General features: G+C 59.4%; 21 protein-coding genes and 1 tRNA gene. 7 read left to right on the top strand and 15 right to left on the bottom strand.

Going from position 1 to position 19,400, the window contains the following annotated elements; genetic code table 11:
• The first annotated feature begins 198 nt into the window (after positions 1-198).
• Positions 199-275 (top strand) — tRNA-Arg (locus RVAN_RS16010).
• Here the strand turns inward: RVAN_RS16010 and RVAN_RS19800 are convergent.
• From RVAN_RS19800 to RVAN_RS15985, 5 genes are all read right to left on the bottom strand, one after another.
• Entirely contained in the window at positions 246-1,292 is a 1,047-nt protein-coding gene (locus tag RVAN_RS19800) for a recombinase family protein (protein ID WP_081449503.1), read from the bottom strand. The genes RVAN_RS16010 and RVAN_RS19800 overlap by 30 nt on opposite strands.
• Positions 1,238-1,855 (bottom strand): recombinase family protein, encoded by a 618-nt coding sequence (locus tag RVAN_RS16000; RefSeq protein WP_041787768.1) that lies wholly within the window; start codon positions 1,853-1,855, stop codon positions 1,238-1,240. The genes RVAN_RS19800 and RVAN_RS16000 overlap by 55 nt, the downstream gene beginning before the upstream one ends.
• Before the next feature lie 3 nt (positions 1,856-1,858).
• On the bottom strand, positions 1,859-3,082 hold the full coding sequence (locus RVAN_RS15995) for a tyrosine-type recombinase/integrase (RefSeq protein ID WP_013420747.1): 1,224 nt from the start codon (positions 3,080-3,082) through the stop codon (positions 1,859-1,861).
• Complete coding sequence (locus tag RVAN_RS15990; RefSeq protein WP_013420746.1) at positions 3,082-4,800, bottom strand: site-specific integrase; 1,719 nt, start codon at positions 4,798-4,800, stop codon at positions 3,082-3,084. Before RVAN_RS15990 ends, RVAN_RS15995 begins: the two co-directional genes overlap by 1 nt.
• 167 nt (positions 4,801-4,967) lie before the next feature.
• Positions 4,968-5,171: a helix-turn-helix domain-containing protein gene (locus RVAN_RS15985; RefSeq protein ID WP_013420745.1), complete on the bottom strand. Its 204-nt coding sequence runs from the start codon at positions 5,169-5,171 to the stop codon at positions 4,968-4,970.
• Between the two features lie 344 nt (positions 5,172-5,515).
• Between RVAN_RS15985 and RVAN_RS20355 the strand changes: the two genes are divergently transcribed.
• Positions 5,516-5,680, top strand: coding sequence for a hypothetical protein (locus RVAN_RS20355; protein WP_155942491.1), 165 nt, complete (start codon positions 5,516-5,518; stop codon positions 5,678-5,680).
• A gap of 441 nt (positions 5,681-6,121) precedes the next feature.
• On the opposite strand, the gene RVAN_RS15980 is transcribed toward RVAN_RS20355, so the two are convergent.
• From RVAN_RS15980 to RVAN_RS15945, 8 genes are all read right to left on the bottom strand, one after another.
• Positions 6,122-7,060 carry a LysR family transcriptional regulator gene (locus RVAN_RS15980; RefSeq protein WP_013420743.1) on the bottom strand — a complete coding sequence of 313 codons (939 nt, stop codon included), beginning with the start codon at positions 7,058-7,060 and terminating at the stop codon, positions 6,122-6,124.
• 27 nt (positions 7,061-7,087) lie between these two features.
• Complete coding sequence (locus tag RVAN_RS15975) at positions 7,088-7,459, bottom strand: hypothetical protein (RefSeq protein ID WP_013420742.1); 372 nt, start codon at positions 7,457-7,459, stop codon at positions 7,088-7,090.
• A 24-nt stretch (positions 7,460-7,483) separates the two neighbouring features.
• Positions 7,484-8,317 (bottom strand): hypothetical protein, encoded by an 834-nt coding sequence (locus tag RVAN_RS15970; RefSeq protein WP_013420741.1) that lies wholly within the window; start codon positions 8,315-8,317, stop codon positions 7,484-7,486.
• Positions 8,314-10,725, bottom strand: a complete 2,412-nt coding sequence (locus RVAN_RS15965; RefSeq protein WP_155942490.1) for a hypothetical protein — start codon at positions 10,723-10,725, stop codon at positions 8,314-8,316. Before RVAN_RS15965 ends, RVAN_RS15970 begins: the two co-directional genes overlap by 4 nt.
• A gap of 117 nt (positions 10,726-10,842) precedes the next feature.
• Entirely contained in the window at positions 10,843-11,580 is a 738-nt protein-coding gene (locus tag RVAN_RS15960) for a fimbria/pilus periplasmic chaperone (RefSeq protein WP_013420739.1), read from the bottom strand.
• A 91-nt stretch (positions 11,581-11,671) separates the two neighbouring features.
• Complete coding sequence (locus RVAN_RS20350; RefSeq protein WP_013420738.1) at positions 11,672-12,265, bottom strand: hypothetical protein; 594 nt, start codon at positions 12,263-12,265, stop codon at positions 11,672-11,674.
• 11 nt (positions 12,266-12,276) lie between these two features.
• Positions 12,277-12,693 carry a hypothetical protein gene (locus RVAN_RS15950; RefSeq protein ID WP_155942489.1) on the bottom strand — a complete coding sequence of 139 codons (417 nt, stop codon included), beginning with the start codon at positions 12,691-12,693 and terminating at the stop codon, positions 12,277-12,279.
• A 249-nt stretch (positions 12,694-12,942) separates the two neighbouring features.
• The gene (locus tag RVAN_RS15945; protein ID WP_013420736.1) at positions 12,943-13,524 is read right to left on the bottom strand and encodes an outer membrane autotransporter barrel; all 582 of its coding nucleotides are present in this window, start codon (positions 13,522-13,524) and stop codon (positions 12,943-12,945) included.
• Between the two features lie 300 nt (positions 13,525-13,824).
• Between RVAN_RS15945 and tnpA the strand changes: the two genes are divergently transcribed.
• The 4 genes from tnpA to RVAN_RS15925 all read left to right on the top strand — a co-directional run bounded on the left by tnpA (position 13,825) and on the right by RVAN_RS15925 (position 17,180).
• Positions 13,825-14,268: an IS66-like element accessory protein TnpA gene (gene tnpA, locus RVAN_RS15940; protein WP_013419092.1), complete on the top strand. Its 444-nt coding sequence runs from the start codon at positions 13,825-13,827 to the stop codon at positions 14,266-14,268.
• The gene (tnpB, locus tag RVAN_RS15935) at positions 14,265-14,618 is read left to right on the top strand and encodes an IS66 family insertion sequence element accessory protein TnpB (RefSeq protein ID WP_013419091.1); all 354 of its coding nucleotides are present in this window, start codon (positions 14,265-14,267) and stop codon (positions 14,616-14,618) included. The genes tnpA and tnpB overlap by 4 nt, the downstream gene beginning before the upstream one ends.
• A gap of 59 nt (positions 14,619-14,677) precedes the next feature.
• Positions 14,678-16,285 carry an IS66 family transposase gene (gene tnpC, locus RVAN_RS15930; RefSeq protein ID WP_013419090.1) on the top strand — a complete coding sequence of 536 codons (1,608 nt, stop codon included), beginning with the start codon at positions 14,678-14,680 and terminating at the stop codon, positions 16,283-16,285.
• Positions 16,286-16,628: 343 nt separating this feature from the next.
• On the top strand, positions 16,629-17,180 hold the full coding sequence (locus RVAN_RS15925; protein WP_013420735.1) for a hypothetical protein: 552 nt from the start codon (positions 16,629-16,631) through the stop codon (positions 17,178-17,180).
• Positions 17,181-17,239: 59 nt separating this feature from the next.
• On the opposite strand, the gene RVAN_RS15920 is transcribed toward RVAN_RS15925, so the two are convergent.
• Both RVAN_RS15920 and RVAN_RS15915 read right to left on the bottom strand, forming a co-directional pair.
• On the bottom strand, positions 17,240-17,761 hold the full coding sequence (locus tag RVAN_RS15920; protein WP_013420734.1) for a hypothetical protein: 522 nt from the start codon (positions 17,759-17,761) through the stop codon (positions 17,240-17,242).
• A 24-nt stretch (positions 17,762-17,785) separates the two neighbouring features.
• On the bottom strand, positions 17,786-18,874 hold the full coding sequence (locus RVAN_RS15915) for a hypothetical protein (RefSeq protein ID WP_041787761.1): 1,089 nt from the start codon (positions 18,872-18,874) through the stop codon (positions 17,786-17,788).
• A gap of 15 nt (positions 18,875-18,889) precedes the next feature.
• Here RVAN_RS15915 and RVAN_RS20345 point away from each other — a divergent pair, with 15 nt between their 5' ends.
• Positions 18,890-19,060: a hypothetical protein gene (locus tag RVAN_RS20345; protein WP_155942488.1), complete on the top strand. Its 171-nt coding sequence runs from the start codon at positions 18,890-18,892 to the stop codon at positions 19,058-19,060.
• Positions 19,061-19,400 lie beyond the last annotated feature (340 nt).

Below are 19,400 nucleotides of genomic sequence, written 5' to 3'. Positions count from 1 at the left end.
TCGGGGCGCTGGGCCAACCCCAATCGGCGGGCATCGACAGGCGCGTGTGGGCGGCGCACGGGCTGTCAACGCTCTCCGCAGGTGATACGTCGCCTGGGCGAAACGAAAGATGACTTATTGCGACGGCCCGGCGCTTCGGCTATGCTCTGGCCCCAGATGCTTGCATATCGGTTTGCGTACCGATATGGCTTTGCATACGCACCCGTAGCTCAGCTGGATAGAGTACTAGATTCCGAATCTAGGGGTCACAGGTTCGAGTCCTGTCGGGTGCGCCATTCCCGAACAAAAGAGAGAACTGCGGGCGGAGTTTGTCCAGGCTCACCCGATGCGGCTCTGGCGAGGATCGCCTTTGAGCCGGTGATGCGGATTTCCTTATCCTTTACAAGCACTTCGCGCATGAGAAGCCGTGCATAGGCCTGGCGGAACTCGGGCGAGCCGCTCGTGAGCTTCTCCTTCAGGAGCTTTGCGAGGCGGTTGATCTTCGCCGGTGTCACGGCGGGTTCGCCTGTGGTCATGCGGTGCTGAAGGTCGGCGATCTCGGCGGCGCATTCGTCGCGCTGAAGCTTGAGGCCAAGAAGGCGCTCCTTCAGCGCCGGGTCTTCGGCTTCCATCGTGCCGGTCTCGACAAGTTGCAGGAGGCGCGTAAGGGCGGCCTTCGCATCGGCATGCTTCTGCCGGAGCTTCGTGATGTCTTTCTTTTCCTTCTCGGCGCGTTCGCTCGCGCTTCTGAGCCAGGTATCGAGGAGGTGACGAAGTCGGGCCGGATCGAGCACCTGCTCCAGAACCTCACCGATGACCATGTCGTCGAGCCGGTCCATGGGGATGCGGATACCCCGGCAGGAGAGCGGCCCTTCCTTTGTCTTCCGTGAGCAGCAGGAATAGCGATAGGCCCCGTTCTTGCCTGTGTTGAGGATCATGGCGGCGCCGCAATAGCCACAGCGCGCGACGCCAGCGAGAAGCGTCGGACCGTTCACCACGCGGGGCGGCGTGTATCGCGGGTTGCGGCTTTTCAGGAGCCCCTGCGCGGCGTTGAAGGTCGCCTCCTCGATGATGACGGGCGCGGCAAGCTCGATCCATTCGGACGGCGGGCGCGCCTTGCCGCCCCGGCTGTCGAAGCGATTGAAGAAGTACTGGCCGCGATAGGTTGTATTGGTCAGGATGTCGTAGATGCTGCCTGTCGAGAAGCGCTGGCCGCGCCGCGTGTTGCCGCGCTCGTTGAGCCGCGTCGCGATGGCCTTCACGCCCATGGGGTGACCGCGTTCGCCGAGCGCAAGACCGAAGATCTCGCGCACGGTGTGCGCCTAGGCTTCGTTGATGACGAGAACCTTCTTCTCGCGCGTGCCTCGAACCTCCTTCGCGACCACACTGTAGCCGAAGGGCGGCTTCGATCCGTTCCAGAAGCCCTGGCGTGCGTTCTCCAGCATGGCGCGATGCACATGCTTGGCGGTCTCCCCGACTGATACTCGTCGAAGATGTTCAGCATCTTGCGCGCGACCTCGGCATTGCCGCCTCGGCCCATATCCTGGGTGATGGAGACGAGATCGACGCCTGCCTTGCGAAGCGCGCGGAAGTAGAATTCCGAATGCATGGAATCCCGACTGAAGCGGGAGAGCGAGTGCACGATGACGAGGTCGAAGGGATGATCCGAGCGCTTCGCCTTGTAGATCAGCTCCTGAAACACGGGACGGTCATCGTCGAGCGCCGATGCACCGGGTTCACAGAACACCTCGACGACCTCATAGCCCTTCTGTTTGCACCAGGCCTCGCATCGATGAATCTGGTCGGGGATGGAGAGGTCAGCTTCGGCCTGCCGGACCGTCGAAACGCGTGCGTAGATTGCGGCCCTGCCACTCATCGATCACTCCCCGTCGTCGTCATTCAGGATGGCATTGATCTCGGACTGGAGAAAGGCGCGCAAGAGCCCGATCTCTTCTTTCGTCGCGCAAGCGTTCGGCATATCGGCAATGACGATCGTGTCGCCATGATGCCTCTCGCGCAAGGCAGGCACGCCGAGATCGGTCGGGGTATCTTCCCGGATCATGCTCTCCATCACCTTCTGATAGCGCGCGGATGCTTCCATGTTGGACGACAGATCATAGAAACGCGCCGACAGCGGCGAGGCGTGCCCCAGCACCGACTTGACGATGCCGACTTCGGCGGGCGCATGGATGGCGATGTCGGTTGTCGCGCTGTGGCGGAAGGCATGGAGCGACAGCGGCACGCCGAGCGTCTGGCGAAACACCTCGCGCAGCCGGCTTGATATGGTCGCGCCCTGAAGCGGTTCGCCGCGCCGCCCGAGCCACAGCCAGCCCTGGTCTTCCACGCTGCCGAGGAGGATCGGCCGAACCTTTTCGCAATAGAAGTCGAGCCGCGGTGTGAGCCAGGCCGGATACCAGCCTTCGAAGGGCTGGCCATTCTTCATGGCTTCGGGCGCAAGCGCGATGCGATAGCGATCCTCATCGCGCACCAGCGTGTGGCCGAGCCGAAGTCCGGCGCAGTTCTTCCGGCGGAGCGGCAGGCTGGTCTCGGCCAGGATCATCAGCCCGTCGCGGAAGAAAAGCGCTGCCTTGACAAGATCATCCTCCTCCAGCAGGGGGGACCCTCGCTCCATGAGCGCTTCGGCGACGGTGGCAAGATCGGTGGTCGGGCACATGCGATGGCTCAAAGGCTTGACGGGTGTCGCCTTGCGCTTCAACCGTCGCGACGCTTCGTAAATCCACTGCACATCGGCTGTCGGCGTGGTGACGCGCACCATGTCGGCGACGAGCTGGACCACGCCCGCAACGGATGACGTTGCGTGGCCCTGCGAATAGGCCTCGATGAAGGCGCGAATGGTCTCCGGGGTCGCGCGCGCCTCGGGCGTGGCGTTCGCATCCAGCGAGCCGCGTTCCCTCAGCCACCACAAGAACGTGCCGTAATGATATTCGGCGGTGACGATGGTGGCCGGACGCCAGTCGGCGGCAAGGCCTGCATCATCGAGAAAGCCGCCCTTCGTCCGCGCATTCTGCCACAGCGTGCGATCGCGCTGCGGCCAGTCGTGCACCTTCAGCGAGGAGAAGGCCACTCGGAGATTACCCGACATCACGCCGCCCTCCTCGTCTTCGTCATGGCCGCTTTGTCCTCTTCGATCATCCCTTCCAGGAGATGCTGCCAGCGGCTCTGCGCGGTCTTTGCTTCCGCGCCGGTATAGAAGGCTTCCGTCGTTCGCGTGGAGGCATGCCCGAGAAGCTTGGCAAGCCCCTGATACTCGCCCGGCATGGCGTCGAGCCACGCCATGCCTGCGTAATGGCGAAGAAGATGCGGATTCACCTGAAGGCCGAGTTCGCGGGCCAGAAAGCCGGAATACTGTTTCGACAGGCTCACTGTGCTCTTGGGCTTGCCGGTACGGCTGCTCGGGAACACGGTGGCACCTCTGCCCTTCGCGATCAGCGGATGGAAGCGCGCGAGATAGTCGACGAGGAAGGCGGTGGCCTCCTCGCTGAGGAGCGCATCGTAGGGCCTGCCGTTCTTCATCTCGGAGGGCTCGAAGGCGATGCGCCAGGGACCGGGCTTGCCGCCCGCCGGCCGTGTTGTGTGCCGGTCGAGGTCCATGGTCGAAAGGTTCGCGATGCGCAGCGGGACATGGAGCAGCAGCATGTGCATCGCCGCCATTTGCATGTCGAGCGCCTGTCCCACAGTCGGGTTTGCGATCTTGGCGTAGCGTCGCGCCACCTCGAGATGGAGCGTCCTGAAGCGCCTGCCTGCTGCGGGCGTGCTGAGCGCGGCAAGCCGCGTGCGGTTCTTCTTCACCATCGAGCACTGCCGGTTACGGACCTTGTTCGCGAGCTTGCGAAGGATGGCGAGCGCCGCCTGCTGCGCGACAAAGCGCGGATGATCGGGGGCGACCTCGATATGACGGAACGCGCTCAGCAGTGCCTGCGCCATGGCGTGAAGCGTCGGGTGCGCCTCCTCCGCGTTGCGGCCCTCCCGAACCTGATCGACCGCGCGGCGAATGCGGTCGGGCGTGAACAGGGATTCGAGGTCTGGAAAATCCTCCGGCGCGAAGCCCGCATCAATGAGCCGCGAGAGAGTGCGGCGGACCGCACCCTCATAGTTCCGAAGCGTCGCCGGTCGAAGCGCATCGCGCTCGTCGTCGAATTGGGGATTGGCAAGAGCGTCGAGCCATCCCGCGATGTCATCCTGGAGCGCTTGCGGAAAGTCAGCAAGCGAGCGGCTCGCCCAGCGCGGCGGGGCGGTGTTGGCCATCTTCGGGAAAGCCGACCCGGGTATTGCCACGACCTTGTTCCAGCAGCACCGCGCCTCATGCCAGCGCTGACGCACATTGCGCTGGATGCTCTGGGTTTCGAGATAGACGAGGAACGCCGAGAAGGTCTCCGCGCTGACTGCCTGCGGGTTTATCGCCTGCGACGAGCACCAGCCCGCAAAGCGCCTCAGCCGCTTGACCGCGTCCTCGGTCGGAAGCGCATTCAGAAAGCTCTGCCATTCAGGGATGAGCCCGCTGCGGCGATGGCGTCTGGCAACATCGATCCCGGCAAGTTCGAACGACCGCGTCACCCGGCTCAGGATGTTTCGCCACGCCTCTTCGCTGATCCCGGCGAGTTGCCATGAGGCGCGCGCCCGAAGGCAGCGGATCGCCATCGGATCGGCCGCCACCTGCCCGGGCTCCACGCCCGCGATCTGGCAGAAGCGCTTGATGGCAGACGCAAGTTCTCGTCGCGTCTGGACCTGAAGATCGTTTCGCTCCGAAATGACCGCACGCAGCTGATCGAGGTTCAGGATCTGATGGCGGACAATGGTCATGGTGACCCTCCGGTGTTGACCGATTATGACTGGTGAAGACCCGGTGAGAATGGCCTCCATGATTGTGAGATATACACCATAATTTTCGATCTGTTATTTGCGGTTGCCATGTCACTACTTGGAGAGCGGAGGCAAAAATGGCTCGACAGCAGAGGACATGCTGCGTCTCACGTCCGACGCGTCGCCTCGTAGATCGCCACGCTCTCGGCCGCGATGCGGATCGACTTGCCGAAGCGATGAGCCTGAAGCGCGCCGCTCTCGATCTCGCGCCGCACGTGCCGGGCCGACATGCCCCAGCGCGCCGCCAGTTCATTCACGGTAAAAAACGGCTTGAACCTTGGAGACTTCTCTTCGCTCGTCGACTGCGCCATCGCGCTTGCCTTCCTCTCGGGAACCGATCAGGCTCAACGCCGCGCTTCCCTCAAGAATCAGAATCCCGAATGGATTCAGCGTCCAGCGCGATTATCCGGCTTGGTCTGGATGGTGGGCCACCCAGCGCTTGCAGAATCTACCCGGGTGGACATCCCTGCATCACCAGCCCACTTTCACTTTCCACAAGTCTGGGTTGATGTCCCGAAACACGCGCTGCGCTTCGACCCACGAAGACATCGGTCAGCCGTATTACAACCAAAGTGCGATATCAGTTGACTAACTCGCGTTTTGGTAAATATTTGGCTTATCCGGTTGATGCACCGTTGGAGGAAGCATGCCCCGGATGAACACCATTTCTCGCTTCTGGGAAAAATACGTGTGCGCCGAGGATCCGGAGGATGCACTGTTCCGTGCTATCGAGGTGAGGACGCTCGAACTTTTGCTGTTGGAGGAGAAGTTTGGCGAAGATGGAGAGCCCATAAAGGCGGAGGTGGCGGACGTCGCTTAGGCAGCAAGCGGCTCTCGCCTCGCCCTTCCCGGTGTGGCGGTCCGCCCGAAATATGTACGCGTCCTCAAGGTGGCAAGGTCACCCGTCGACGGGTAGAACCAGCGGGTGGTGTTCGGTGCGTACGTCACCTGACTTTCTTATTCGAATCGGTGATGCGGCGGCGAACTGCTCCTGCTTCGTCGAGATGTGGGAAGATCGCTATCGGCGCGCCCCTCACCGCGCGCTCTTAGCGGCTGGTAAAAGCCGAAATACGCACCGGTAGCTCATCAAGTTCCCTAGCGCTGGGCTACGTCGTTAGCATCTGTGTAATATGCGCGCGATGACTCGCTACGGCGGCGTCCGGCTTCTTTACCGTCCCTTCTGAACGTGAGCAGCTCTTGAACCTTTGCCGGATCGATTTCCGGCTTCAGGCCTGTAATAAGGCCTCGTCCGGTCACGCGCTTACGCTGCCCATTGATTTCTGGGCAAATCTACCAAGAGCTTCTCGTTCAAGGCGTCGCGAATGGAGTCGAGAACTAGATCATGAGCGGGATGGCACCCTCTTGCCGGAGTTTCCGCCCACAGGCCTTCCGACATTGGAGAGGCATGAGAGTGAAGCACGCGCAACACTTGGCCCGAGGCCAATTCCCTTTCCAGACCAAGCGGTGTGGTTAGGCCGATGCCGAGCCCGGCGCGGATCGCCTCTTGAATGAGGTCGGGGGCATTGCTTCTGAAAACGGCCTTGTGACGCACGGTCTTCAGACCTTCCGGTCCCTGAATTGTCCATGCATCTTCCAGCCCGGCGACAAAGACGTGGTCCGTTAGGTGGTCTAAGTCAGTGGGAAAGCCGTTGTCTTCCAAGTATTGTTTTGACGCCACGAAGAAATTTGGCCAGTGCGCCAGCCTTATCGCTCCCGCTCTCTCTTCTGATGGACCAGTCCAAACCTTGATGTTGGCGCTGCCCGATGAATATTGTGCCACATCGAAATCTCCCGTTCGGATCTCAATTGAGATGCCCGGGTAGAGGACTTGTAGCTTTCGAAGACACGGCCAGAGCACCCCCACCGCCAAAAAATCGGACGTGAGAATGCAAAGGCTGCATTTCTGTGCAGGGCTCTCCCACATCACCAGCGCTTCGGCTTGCCGCAAACCATCAATGATGTGGCATGCGCGCTCGTAAAAGGCCAGCCCCGGCGTAGTTAAAGCAAAATATCGCGTAGTCCGGTGGAGTAAGCGAACCCCCGTCCTTTTTTCGAGCCGTGCAATCGACTTCGATACGAGGGCCGGTGAGATGCCGAGTCTCAGCGCGGCTGCACTCATCGATCCGTCTTCTACACTGGCAACAAAGTGTTCTATGCTGCTGAGTGAAAGATTGCCGCGCTGAAATATACTATCGTCCATATTCGATGCTACCTGCGGGTAGAGAGATCAAAGCGCCACGCCCACCGAAATAGCCTTCAAAACCGATTTATTCCTGATTTCGAGGCAGCCTGGTTCGAGCTCGTAGCACCGCGACCGGGTGGTCAGATGAAGGTTGTAACCTATCTCGGTTTTTGTGAGCGGCCCCTCGGCGGAGAACTGCGCCTCAGTCAGGTACAAGGTCACGAAAGCTGTGTCACCCGCATTGGGACTGATCGCAACACGGTTTTCGAGGAGCTTCGCACCCTGTAAAGCCCTGAGTTCGGACACGCTTGCGGCGCTGAGAACGAGGTTCGGATCCGCTCTGTAAAATACGGGCATGTTCATGCTGAGAGCGATGATCACGCCGCAGCCGAGGATCGTGCTAGGAAAATAACGCATGACTTCATTCCTCTTGATTGATACTTACAATTTTGAATCGATGTGAACGGTGATCACCTCCTTGTAGAGCCCTGCAAGCTTGTTGAAAGTGTCGCCGATGGTGACGCTCAATCGACGGCTTGCCTCGCCAGCGGGACCATCCACCTGCCAAACTGCGTCTTTCTGGAGTTGGCGCGACAAACCGTCGATCGCCACTTCATAGGGGATGATGGTTGTTGCACTAGGTAGACTGCCCTCACGGACTAGGAAGCCGTTTTCGGCGCGAATTTGAAGCCGATGGCTTTGAGTGCTCCGCGTCTGTAACACGACGGCCTTCGAGGGCAGTTTCGAGTCGTCTATTTCAAGAGTGGCGCGCAAACCGGAGCCTGCGACATTGATCTCGAAAACCGGCGGGATCAGACAGTGAAGATCAAGCTCGGTCTGATCCAGCGGCAAGCCCTGCGCTCCGGCCTCGGTCAACACGAAGCCGACCCTTTTCGTTAGGTCGCCCGACAGCGCCGGCTGGCCACGCGAAGCCGATAATCTCAATCTCAACTGATGCGTTTGCCCCGCAGCAACCGAAGGCGTCGTGACGCTGAAGGTCCCCGGCGTTTCATTGCTTGCATCGCGGGCATCAATTGTGAAGGCGATGTTCTCGAAGAGAAGCGGACGATAGCTGTCTGGGATCGAAAGCCGATAAGAGCATGTTTCAGAGCCTGTATTTCGGATCGTGACGGCGAGCCGCAGGTGCGCATCCACAACGGAAAACGGATTGTAGATCAGGGGACGCCGTGCCGAGAAGGTTTCGATTTTCCCGGCGCAGGCATGTGCAGAGACTTCTGTTGCCAGCAGCATCGCGACAATAAAGGCGAGCTTCATGCCGCGCACCTTTGGGTGACAGCACCTGCATCGTAGATGCCCATCGTTTTTTCTGGAACAGTCAGTTCGAAGCACTGCGGGGTTTCGCCGAGCATCTCGATGCGCCAGCGGCCGGGCTTCAGGCCCTCGATGCTGAAACGCCCGCCGCTATTGGTGAAGAGCGCAACCTTGCGGGGTTGGGCGACGCCCTCTTCCTTTGCAAGACCGCTCAAGAGTGCCAGCGGTTGACCATTCATCTCGAGATTTCCGACCGCCATCACGCTGTAGTCGGATCCGGCCTTCAGCACATAGCCGCTTTTGTAAGCGGGCTGTACATCGAAGACGCCGGAGCCGAGATCGTAACCTTCGGGCGCGCCGTCGGCTTCGAGGGGCAACTGGGAATGAGCATAGGATGGCAGGTCGGAAACAAGCGCAGGCCCCAGGGTGCCGGAGACAGCGCGCGACGGCGCGTCGCCTGCCTTGATACGAAGCGTTGCGTCCGCGAGCGATTTATGAGGAGCAACGATGGCAAAGCTGTCAGTCACAGCGCGGCCAAACGCGACATGGCCATCCGCGAACGCAATCGCACCCGAGGCCGAGACGGTGCTCACATCGCTGGCAACATCGCGATTGAGGCCATAGACTTGGCGAGAGCGACTGGCCGCGATATCGAACCGAGTGTCGGAATAGGCAGCGCTGAAATCGACCTTATTTTCTGGATCGGAGCCCGTGACTGCATGCGGGATTTTCTCGATATCGGCCTTTACCGCATAATGGCCGTTTTCCGTCTCGCCAGCAGTCGAGATCCCAAGGATGGAACTGCCATGAAGCCCATCCTGTGTGAACGCGATCTCGGTATCTCTTCCGGCCCGGATGTTCAGGCGCCCCATGACCGTCCACGAAGATTGATATTCGCCTGCCAAGTTCGTCGTATTGTCCCGAGACAATGAAACCGCCCAGTTAAGGTTTGGGCGGACCGATTTGGAAAGCGTCACGCCTCCGCCAACGCGCGACGACGAGAACGCAGATCCCGCGACCGCATTTAGCGAAAGGGAAAGGGCGAAATCATCAGGAAGTTCGAGCGTGTAGAACCCGTTGAGCGAAAACCCTTCGAGAGCGCTCGAGGTGGAAAATATCGGCGCGAAATCAGCGCTTCGGTATTCGGCCCCGACCTGGAATCTGCCAGGCACCTCCCAACGCTTGAGCAGCGCCTCGGGCGTGTAGGTCAGTGCCGCCGCGAAACCTTCTCCACCATGCCAGCTTTTGCTGGCCGCCAGCTCGGCGGCGACACGGCCGAGCCACGTAGGTGAGATGACCATGAACCCGCCCATCGCCGAACGGGAGCCAAGCTGAAGATGAGCTGTGCCGGTCAGATCTTCCGTTAGACCAAGGCGATAGTACCCCGTCGCAGCTGGCTCACTCCAATAATATTGCAGACCGGTCAACCCGGATCCGCTTCTGTAGCCTGCTGAGAAACCCCAATCGCTGACGCCGGGCGTCAGCAGGGCGTAATCGTAAAATTGGGAAAAGTTGAATGAGGTGCGCTTGCCGGTATCGTCGGTGATTTCGAGCGTGATGTTGTTTTCGCCGGTTCTCAGGGGCAACTCGCTGATGTCGTGATCGCCGGGCGCCATCTCCAGTCGGCGAACAACCTGACCGTTAATAAGGATATCGACCTCGGAGGGGCGCTCAAGACGGAAAGAGCGGTGTCCGGTAGGCCGGATATTTTTCTGCGGCTGGAGCTTATCGTAGGACTTCTGAACGGATACCCCGAGGAAACTCCCGCCGTTCTGCATACCCGTAGTCGCTGGGGTGATGTCGCCTGCCGTATAACGAAGGGCGTTGCCGACATCGTCGTAAACCGCGCGGGTTCCCTGCCGCATCGCAAGACCGTTCGAGGAGGCAACCTCGTTCTCCACCACAACACCCATCACGCGAACGGCGAATGCAAGACCGATTCCGGGAGAGAAGGCCCCCCGCTTTGACGTTATGTCCGGTGAAGTATATTGCGCGCCCGCTGTGATGTTGACGTAACCTGAAAAGTTTGCTCGAGGGGCCAGATGCTCGGGTGGAACGATCTGCTCTTCGGCGAGCGAAATATGCGCACCAGGCCTTTGCTCGGCTTTTGGAAAAAAGCTGAGGGTCATCTCACCGATATCGAAGGAAACCGGCAAGCCAGCCTCCTTGAGAGCCTGAAGACTGACAAACCCGCCGGAGGCAGGGAGTGCGCGGACAGCCGCCGCAATTTCGGGTTTCAGAATCGGCGCAGCAAGCTTCAGGAAGGTTTCCTGGTCTAAGGAATATGCGTCTTCTCCGAAAAGCTGGGTGGGTATGTCGCCAAGGTAAAAGCGCCCCTCCTTGAGGGCGAGGCTGATTGTATAAGTCTTGCTTGCGATCATTGTATGCCCAGACCCCTGATTTTTTTGCATCACGCTCACCCCAGCATCATCTTGGGCACGCGCCCCTATTGCGCAAGCAAGCAAGGCCACAATCCCGAGAACAGGTGAACGGCATTGCATGGTATGCTCAACGGTTATGCTTGCCTGCTAACGCATTGCTTTGCCGAGCTCGACCTCAGCGCCCACGTTTTTCACGTCAGCAGGCATCGGAACTGCGAGCTTGAACCGTCTTTTCTTACCCGGCTGGACGAGGCCAATGCCGACGGCGTATTCCAGCTCGCCCGGGGAAAGCGTCTTTGCCCAACTGCCCGACTTCAGCGTCAAGGAGGCCTCGCTCAGCTTGGAATGCACGGTTCCCGGGTTGCTGAGAAGCAGGCTCACGTATTTTTTTCCGTCTTCGCTCACGACGCCGCTGGAAAGCACGTCGAGCGCCTTTTTTCCCGAGGGCGGGGCGACGTTTGCCACGACGTCGAAATTAAACACGATCTGAAAGCCGCTTTTTTTCTCCGGCATCGCCACGGGTAGCTGGTTCACAGCCAGTATATAAGTTTGGCTCCTTGCGACCGGGGTGCCCGCCCACTGCACGCGGAAAACCTGCTTCGAGTGAGGTCTGAGCATTCGGCTCGGCGGGAAGATGAGAAAATCATTCGGCGCTGGCGTCACCTGCCGGCTGCCGTCTTCGGCAATCTCCGCGCGCGAAACGACGACCTCGATTGGGACATCCCTGTCGCTATCGTTATTGACCAGGATTTGCGCTGTACGCTGCGACGGGTCACCCGAGTTTATCTCAACAACCAGTGGCGTCACCCCGAGCGCATGAGCCGACGGACCGGCAAAAGCGAGGGACATAGAAACGAAGAATACGCGGGTTAAAAATGCACACATCTGCCCCACCCGCTCGCGTTGCCGCGGACGGTCTCTTTCTGTCTGGTTTTCCGTTCTGATCAGGAAGGCGTTGCCCGACGCCCTCCTTTAACTAAAGCTTCGCACCGATCTGCACCGCTATGGTGTCGGTGTAAGTGCCGTTCACAAGAGGAATGTCGCCGTCTTTCGTGGCAAAAGTGAGCGTCAGCGTGCCCGAATTTGCGCCCGCAGTCTGAAGTTGAGCGGTGCGCTGTTGGGAGGTATCGAGGATCAATTCGCGGATTGATCCCCAATTGGCGGTCACCGTGTAGTCGACCTTGCTCAAGAACTCCCCGGCCGTGGCTTGTCTTGCATCGGTCGACGTCATCCCGCTGTTCTGGCTCGACAAGCTCAGATAGGCTTCATAATTGCACATAGCCTTGTCGAACTTGAGCGTAAGGCTCGACGATTTCACGAAGGCGGTCGTATTATCGATCAGACTTTCAATGGTCACCATGTTCGAGGAGTAGGTCGCGTTGGATGCTGCACCTGATGGGGCAGCCTGTCCGGGAAGCTGGCAGACCTGCGGGGCTACGCCCTTTATTTGAAAGGACGTGCTCGCGCTGGACGATGCCGACTGGGCCGTCGCTTGCGGCACGCAAAAACCCGCTGCAAGAAGCAGGGTCGACACGACGGAATAGTAAGCATTTTTAGAAGCGGGTTGCATAGTGCCCTTCCTTAAAGCAGTGGCCTAAAGGTGATTACGAGATTATCTGTGTAGGTGCCCGCCACGACCGGCGAATCACCAGGATCATCGACCTCGATGTCGATGCGAAGATCACCGGAGACCGCGCCCGGAGCGACGGCCTCGGGTGTCGATTGCCCCTGAATACCACCAGTTTGCAGCGTCACGACAGACGGTCCCCACGCGACACTCGCGCCGTAGTTGAACCGCTGGACGAAGCCCGATCCTGCCTCTGTCCTGGTCTGAGGGTCCAACCCGCCATTTCCGGAACTAACCGTCATGACATGGGGATGGTTGCACATGCCCTTGAGCGTAACGGCAATTGACGTCGCAACGGCGCGGGCGTTGCTATCAATAAGCTGGGTCACGCTGAGGATGTTCTGCGAGGCTGAGCCGCCGCCTACCGCCATGTTGGTTGAGCGTACCGCCCTCGCCGCCTCGAAATGGCAGACGGGTTGCGCCCTGCCTTGCAGAACGATGGCTTGGCGCGCTCCTTCCTCCGCGTAAGCGGACCTCGCTCCCGCGAGGAAGAAGGCAAGTTGGACACACACATGGCGACTCAATACGAACACGACGCACCTACATTATATACATTTTGTTGAAAATATTTCGTTCTCGCGGATAGTCAACCAGGTTGCAAAGCCTCTCGTCACAACAGATCAGAGCTCAGGCGAAATTCGAAGAAAGACCACGTCCTGATAAGTCCCGGCGATTGGAAACTGATCTCCGGAATCCCATGAAAATCCGAGTGTTATATTTTTCTGGAACGCCGAAGCGTTCGCATTCGAGACGCCTCCACAGATAGAGGTGGCCTCCTTCATGTTGCCGGAATGGCACGTGTCAACAAGAATTTTCGCGTCCGTTTCCAGCTGATAAGATAACGAATAGGGTAGGCTGGTCAGAAATGGCGGGTTTGCGGTTGTTGTGCGGTTTAGCGTGACAGCGCCATTCTGCGAGCTGAGCGAAAAGGCAAACCGCGAATTGCAGGAGAAGCCGACCCGCACAGATACAGACCCTGTACGAGTGATGTCGCCCAGATCGACGACCGGCGTCGTGTTCGATACGGTACACGCAGGCGGCACGACAGTCTGGACGGTTATCGTGACGTCCTGACTTCCCGCTTGAACGTTCACGGACAATGTGACCGCCACGAACAACGAGGCCCCAAAACTGAACCATCGCTCCGCCCAAGGCGGCATCAGCGATGGGACGGTTGAATTGATCCCCAGTCTGGCGAACATAACGCCAAAGCCTCCCCGATTTGCAGCAAAACCTTCGATTGATGGATGTCTTGAGGAAGTGAAGGCGTGTGTCAATTGCCTCGCCTCTCAGGAAAGGTGCGCCCGGCATAATCTGCCTTAATTAGGCCCCAAATTAGCAACCTGGGTTATCCACAGGAAGAAGAAATAGTCAATATATAACAATTGTTTAGTAAGCGATCTGTCAGCACTATGGCGAAAATATGGTAAGCGGCGTTCTGACCTCACCTTCCATTTTGCACGAACGGCTGCGAGTGTGACGGTTCATTGAGGGATCGTCTTATGTCTAATCCTGGTCGTAGTCCTATCACGGAGCTTGCGTCGTGCGCGCGGGCCGACACGTTCCAGCGCATTGAGGTGATCACCGGCGTTGCCCGGCGACGGTCGTGGCCGTCCGATGTGAAGGCGGCGATCGTGCAGGAAACGCTTGAGGACGGGGTCGGCGTTTCCGAGGTTGCGCGCCGACACGGCGTGGCTGCGAGCCAGCTTTTCAAATGGCGCCGTGAAGCGGGGCTCAGATCGCGACCGCCCAAACCAGAGCCGGTGACGTTTGCCCCTTTGCTGATCGAGAAAAAGGATGCGCCTCAGCCTGAGCATAAAGAAGAGGCACCGCCATCCGGGCTGATCGAACTCGAACTCGCAGGGGGACGGGCGCGGATCCCGGTGACGGCCGGCCGCGAGGTTATCCTGGCAATTATCGACGGGCTTTCGATGAGGCGGCGGTGATTTTCGGCGCCATTCCACCTCGGATTTACATCGCGACGCGGCCTGTCGATTTCAGGAAAGGCATGGATGGGCTTGCGGCCACGGTTCAGGAGGTCTTGAAGCTCGATCCGTTTTGCGGCGCTGCCTTCATCTTCCGCTCCAAGCGGGCGGACCGGATCAAGATTTTGATCTGGGATGGCTCGGGGCTGATCCTGATCTACAAGCGGCTCGAGGATGCGAAGTTCCGCTGGCCAAGGATCGAGGACGGGGTCATGCGTCTGTCGCCTGCGCAAGCGTCCGCCTTGTTCGAGGGCTTGGACTGGGCCCGGGTCCGTGCGGTTCGAAGGGCGCGTCCTCAGGCGGTGCAATAAGCCTGATATCTCTCTGTTTTTGCGTGATTGTGATTGCAAATCATGGTGCTGTTCGCGTCATGATTGCAGCTACGGATCAGCTCCCTGACGATATCGGCGTCCTGAAAGCTCTGGTGGCGCACTGGGCGGAACAAGCGTCGGCGAAAGACGCAGCGCTCGCCGAAAAGGACGCCGAACTGGCCCGCGTTCAGGGCGCCAATGCGAGATTGTGGGAGACGCTGCGCCAGCTGCGTCGCGCGCAGTTCGGCCGCAAATCGGAGAAGCTCGATCCCGATCAGTTGAGCCTCGCCATGGAGGAGACCGAGCAGGCGATCGCCGAAACGGGTGCCACGGATGAGACCTCGAACGCGACGCTGAAAGCGTCGCGCAAAGGACCCCGCTCTGTCAATCGCGGGGCGCTGCCCTCCCATCTGCCGCGGGAGGAGATCGTCATCGAACCGGAAAGCACAGCTTGTCCGTGTTGTGGCGGTGCCATGCATGTCATGGGCGAGGATCGCTCGGAGCGGCTGGACGTGATCCCGGCCCAGTTCAAAGTGATCGTGACGCGCCGGCCGAAATATGCCTGCCGGGCCTGCGAAGGCGCTGTGGTTCAGGCTCGGGCGCCAACGCGTCTGATCGAGGCCGGCATCCCGACCGAGGCACTGGTCGCTCACGTTCTGACCGCGAAATATGCCGATCACTGTCCGCTGTATCGGCAGGCGCAAATCTATCGCCGCCAGGGCGTCGATCTCGATCGCTCCACGCTCGCTGACTGGGTCGGCAAAGCGGCGGCGCTTCTGGCGCCGCTTCAGACGCGCCTGTTCGAGATCCTGAAAACCTCGCCGAAACTGTTCGCCGACGAGACGCGCTGCCCCGTCCTGGATCCGGGACGAAAGCGCGTGAAGCTCGGCCAGCTCTGGGCTTACGCCCGCGACGACAGGCCCTGGGGCGGCTCCGATCCGCCCGCCGTTGTCTACTGCTATGCGCCAGGCCGCGGATCGGAGCATGTGAAAAGCCATCTCGCAGGCTTCAGCGGGATCCTGCAGGTCGATGGCTATAGCGCCTACAAGGACCTCGCGAGCAACCGGCCAGCGTCGGCACCGCTCATCCTGTCCTTCTGCTGGACGCACCTGAGGAGGCGGTTCTATGAAATCGCTGTGGGCGGCAACGCGCCGCTCGCCGACGCCGCGCTCGCGCAGATCGCAGCGCTTTACAAAATCGAGGAAACCATCCGTGGCCAGAGCGCCGAAGCGCGCCGCAAGGTCCGACAGGCCAAGAGCATGCCGCTACTCGATCGTTTCAAGTCCTGGTTTGAAAAGACCCTCTCCCTCGTTCCCGGCGGCTCCAAAATGGCCAAGGCCATCCGCTATGCTCTCCACCATTGGGACGGCCTCATCCTGTTCGCGAACGACGGGCGCATCGAGATGGACACCAACACCGTCGAGCGTTCCATCAGGCCCTTGGCTCTGAACAGGAAAAACGCACTCTTCGCCGGCCACGACCGCGGAGCAGAGCATTGGGGAATCGTCGCTTCGCTCATTGAAACGGCCAAACTCAATGGCGTCGATCCACAGGCCTGGCTCGCCAGCATTCTCTCACGCCTCGTCAATGGCTGGCCGATGCGCAAAATCGATGAACTCATGCCCTGGGCCTTTGCCGTTCACCAAAAGGCTGCTCCCGTGGTCTGAGAACACCGCTTACAAAATATGGCCGTTTCGTGCCAAAAATACGGTTGCGCTTTTTGTAAAAGATTTTTACTGATTTAGACACAGTCCGATGTCAGCGAGTAGAAGATGCACAGCCAGGAACGCTCCCGACGCTTAAATTCAATCCCGTCAGATACGTCTCGTAGATCTGAAGGCTTCTCGCGTGACTTCGGTACCTTGCCGAAGAAACGGCCGGAATAAAGAAGCCAGTTAGCGATCATTCATTTCATCGCTTCTGCCGAACACGTCCAACAGATTTGCCGCTTAGCCATCGGCGCGCGCACTGTGCGTCGCCGGATTGTGCTGCGTATATACGGAGACACTCATGACGATCGATATGTTCGAGTCCGCCAACTTCAGCTTTGCCGGCATCGCGCACGCCCGCGCCAGAGAACGGAAAGCCCGTCATTGGATCGAAGCCGCCGTCGCCGCAGGTACGGATCCTCACATACAGCAACAAGGCATGTCTTCTGGCGAGCTTGCCGGGGAGTGGCTGCTGCGAATGCTCAAATCGGCGGATACTCCGGGGAGGACAATCAATGATCTGCCCGAAAGTCTTTGGCTGGAGACTTTCATCATTCTGGAATCAATGGGACGCATCGAGTTTGCCGAGAGGCTCATGCCTTGGCATGGAAACCTGTTTCCCGACGATGCTTCGCCCCGCGCTATTGCCCTGAGGGCGCGGATCGCCAGGCGCGTCCTCAACATGGAACTGACTCAGTTCTATGCGCCGTGCGGGATCAGCATCGAGACCGCACTGTTGCTTGAAAAGGGTTCTTCGTCCCTGAGAGAGGAGGATCTTGACGTCTTGTGCGAGGGGCATATCCTGTCCTCTGACTGGCTTTTTTCGGGGCAGGCGGATGAGATCGAAGCCTGAGGGCGATATGCGCCAAGGCAAGCTCTTGTAGCCAAAGCCGTCTTAAAGACGGCCCCACCCTAATGTTCCTTGCGGAAGTCCGCTTTGTTGCGACAAGCGAACTTCCGTTCGATAGGAGCGAGCGTCCGCAAGCGACCATCTCGGCACAATATCTTCTCGCGAGCGACATAGTGCATCCGCGTCCGAGAATGAGAATGCCGCGCTTGCTCTTCGCGGTCGGGCGACAATTCGGAAGCCGTGAATAAACCGTAGAACTCTTCGGCGCTCAGCAGTGGCATAACGACCGAAATGGTCATCACCCTTCGCGACGACCTCGTCGCGCTGACGCCTGCATTTATCTCGATAACCCGCATCACTTCCCGAAGGCATAGAACCCAGGGCGGTACACCATATCCGACGTGATTGGCGTGTTTCATCTGAGCCTCGGTAGCGCCAATGGTCTCCAGCCATGAGGCCTGATTTTCGGGGTAGGGCGACAGGACTGCGTCAATGCAGTCGCACTGCGAAAATGCGGCCTGCCAGCCATGGACGATCGCGGCGGGCTTCGCGAGCTGTTGGATCGCGGCATGCTTGTCGAACACGGCGTTCTTGCTCCCATTCCTGACTTATTTCCCCAAGGCATAGAAACTTGGCGTGTACTCCATATCGGGGATGATAGCCTGTTTGAGGTCGTCGACGGTCGCGCCGATCTCATCGAGCCACCAGCTCAGCGTATCGACATAGGGCGCGATGAAGCCGTCGATGTCCGAGCATTGGGAGAAGGCGGACTTCCATCCAGCCAGAATGGCGGCGGACTTCGCGAGGGATTGGATCGCGGCCTTCTTGTCGACCTTGACGGTCTTGGAAAGCTTGGGAAACACGATCTCGCCGAGTTTCACTTCGAGGTCGTCGAGCTTCCCTACAAGGTCCTCGTCGGCCGCAAGGGTCGGGGCGACATGAAGCGAGCCGTCGACGAGTTGAATGTGGTGCCCCAGAAACTGAAATCCGTTGCTGGCCTCTGTCGCGGTCTTGAGCTTGAGCTTGAAAGTCCCGCCCGGGAGCTTCCCTATGGTCTCGGCGAGTGCATCGGTTTCCTCCGCGCAAAGCTTTGGGCTTTTTGCGAGAAGCAGGAAATCGTCAGCCAGATTGACGAGCTTCACATCCGGAGTGGGAGACCACTCCAGACCCGAAACCGTATACGCGGCCACGACCGATGAACAAGCCGAGCCCTGGGGAATTCCCAGGCGGGCGGTGTCAAGCAACTGTGCAGGGGAAGGGAGGGGAGAATTCCAATAGGGATTCTTCCTGAGCTTCAAACGCACAGTCATGTATCGTCCTGTGACGACATGCTCCACCACTTCATGCGGGAGCGGCAGTCCTTTCCCTTTCCCCGATTGGGGCGGTAGCCCCCCATTGGAGGGCGCTCCTGCCGTTGCCTGCTTGAAGGGCAGCTCGGAAAGCAGCTTCTCAAGGTCGAAGCTGCCAAAGAAGTCGGTGATGTCCAGATGCGCGACATGGACATAACCTTGCGTGATGAAAGCCTTCGTCTGCTGGATCGCGGCCTGATAGCCGAGATGGGTATACTGGAAGGAGCGGGGCACAAAGAAGACGTCGACCACGCGCTTGACGAGGTGCTGCGCCGTCCTGTGCCGCAAACCGTGATCGTGGATCATGCGATAGCCGCCGTTCGACTTCATGATCGGCCAGACCCGCACCGGCTCCGTGATGGGATGCCAAAGGTCGAGCGTGGTCGAGACCTCAAGGCATTCGTCGAGGGTCTTGCATTTGGAGGCCGCGAGCTTCCGGTTGGCGCTGAGGGCGGAGACGAGCTTGACGCCCTGATCGGTGAGAAGTGCGGTGACGGCTTCCTGCTTCGCCAGCTAGTCACCGTTCTGGATTGACTGAATGAGGTCTGGGTCAGCTTTTTTGTGGTCTTGCGCGCGAGACCGATCTCCTTCCGCACCCGTTTCAGATAGGCGTCGGAAAGATTGTGTTCGAACAGAACGCCTTCGATCAGGGCAACTGGCACCGCGCATCTCCTTTCTTGGAGTGCGCTCAAAGGGAGGTCGCGCACTTCCGTGCGCCTGCCGCTTTTTACAGCGGATCGACCTCCTTGTCGCCAAGGCAGTGCGGTGTCTACCCGGGTGGACTACCGCGTTCAAGCCAGTTGATTGCTTGCCTTTGAAATAAATGCACCCTACGTTCTGCTCCGACAGACGCTGAGAAACGTCTCGGTATCCG

Origin of the sequence: Rhodomicrobium vannielii ATCC 17100 (genome assembly GCF_000166055.1) — a bacterium.
Classification (GTDB): domain Bacteria; phylum Pseudomonadota; class Alphaproteobacteria; order Rhizobiales; family Rhodomicrobiaceae; genus Rhodomicrobium; species Rhodomicrobium vannielii.
The sequence above is the reverse complement of the archived record's forward strand: the minus strand, read 5'-3'. Positions and strand labels throughout refer to the sequence as shown.

Bases quoted from the DNA above. Each gene is read 5' to 3' on its own strand.
- RVAN_RS16000 (WP_041787768.1), bottom strand. From the start codon at position 1,855: ATGAGTGGCAGGGCCGCAATCTACGCACGCGTTTCGACGGTCCGGCAG.
- RVAN_RS15995 (WP_013420747.1), bottom strand. From the start codon at position 3,082: ATGTCGGGTAATCTCCGAGTGGCCTTCTCCTCGCTGAAGGTGCACGAC.
- RVAN_RS15990 (WP_013420746.1), bottom strand. From the start codon at position 4,800: ATGACCATTGTCCGCCATCAGATCCTGAACCTCGATCAGCTGCGTGCG.
- RVAN_RS15985 (WP_013420745.1), bottom strand. From the start codon at position 5,171: ATGGCGCAGTCGACGAGCGAAGAGAAGTCTCCAAGGTTCAAGCCGTTT.
- RVAN_RS20355 (WP_155942491.1), top strand. From the start codon at position 5,516: ATGAACACCATTTCTCGCTTCTGGGAAAAATACGTGTGCGCCGAGGAT.
- RVAN_RS15980 (WP_013420743.1), bottom strand. From the start codon at position 7,060: ATGGACGATAGTATATTTCAGCGCGGCAATCTTTCACTCAGCAGCATA.
- RVAN_RS15975 (WP_013420742.1), bottom strand. From the start codon at position 7,459: ATGCGTTATTTTCCTAGCACGATCCTCGGCTGCGGCGTGATCATCGCT.
- RVAN_RS15970 (WP_013420741.1), bottom strand. From the start codon at position 8,317: ATGAAGCTCGCCTTTATTGTCGCGATGCTGCTGGCAACAGAAGTCTCT.
- RVAN_RS15965 (WP_155942490.1), bottom strand. From the start codon at position 10,725: ATGCAAAAAAATCAGGGGTCTGGGCATACAATGATCGCAAGCAAGACT.
- RVAN_RS15960 (WP_013420739.1), bottom strand. From the start codon at position 11,580: ATGTGTGCATTTTTAACCCGCGTATTCTTCGTTTCTATGTCCCTCGCT.
- RVAN_RS20350 (WP_013420738.1), bottom strand. From the start codon at position 12,265: ATGCAACCCGCTTCTAAAAATGCTTACTATTCCGTCGTGTCGACCCTG.
- RVAN_RS15950 (WP_155942489.1), bottom strand. From the start codon at position 12,693: ATGGCGGTAGGCGGCGGCTCAGCCTCGCAGAACATCCTCAGCGTGACC.
- RVAN_RS15945 (WP_013420736.1), bottom strand. From the start codon at position 13,524: ATGTTCGCCAGACTGGGGATCAATTCAACCGTCCCATCGCTGATGCCG.
- tnpA (WP_013419092.1), top strand. From the start codon at position 13,825: ATGTCTAATCCTGGTCGTAGTCCTATCACGGAGCTTGCGTCGTGCGCG.
- tnpC (WP_013419090.1), top strand. From the start codon at position 14,678: ATGATTGCAGCTACGGATCAGCTCCCTGACGATATCGGCGTCCTGAAA.
- RVAN_RS15925 (WP_013420735.1), top strand. From the start codon at position 16,629: ATGACGATCGATATGTTCGAGTCCGCCAACTTCAGCTTTGCCGGCATC.
- RVAN_RS20345 (WP_155942488.1), top strand. From the start codon at position 18,890: ATGCCAAAGGTCGAGCGTGGTCGAGACCTCAAGGCATTCGTCGAGGGT.